Consider the following 244-nt stretch of genomic DNA (forward strand, 5'->3'; position numbering starts at 1 on the left):
GTCGGTGTCGATGAAGCCCGGCGCCACGACATTGACGGTCACGCCGCGCGAGCCGATTTCCTTGGCCAGCGACTTGGAGAACGCGATGATGCCGGCCTTGGCCGCGGCGTAGTTGGCCTGGCCGGCGTTGCCGGTCACGCCGATCACCGAGGCGATGTTGACGATACGGCCCTTGCGCGCCTTCATCATGCCGCGCATCACTGCCTTGGAGGTGCGGTACACGCTGCTCAGGTTGGTGTCGAGG

Annotated in this window: 1 protein-coding gene; it reads right to left on the reverse strand. The window is 66.0% G+C overall.

Going from position 1 to position 244, the window contains the following annotated elements; genetic code table 11:
* On the reverse strand, positions 1 to 244 hold a 244-nt coding region (locus SB753_RS40475), incomplete at both ends, for an SDR family NAD(P)-dependent oxidoreductase (protein WP_410805603.1).

It is taken from the genome of Paraburkholderia sp. SIMBA_053, assembly GCF_046534895.1.
In the GTDB taxonomy this organism is placed as follows: domain Bacteria; phylum Pseudomonadota; class Gammaproteobacteria; order Burkholderiales; family Burkholderiaceae; genus Paraburkholderia; species Paraburkholderia caledonica.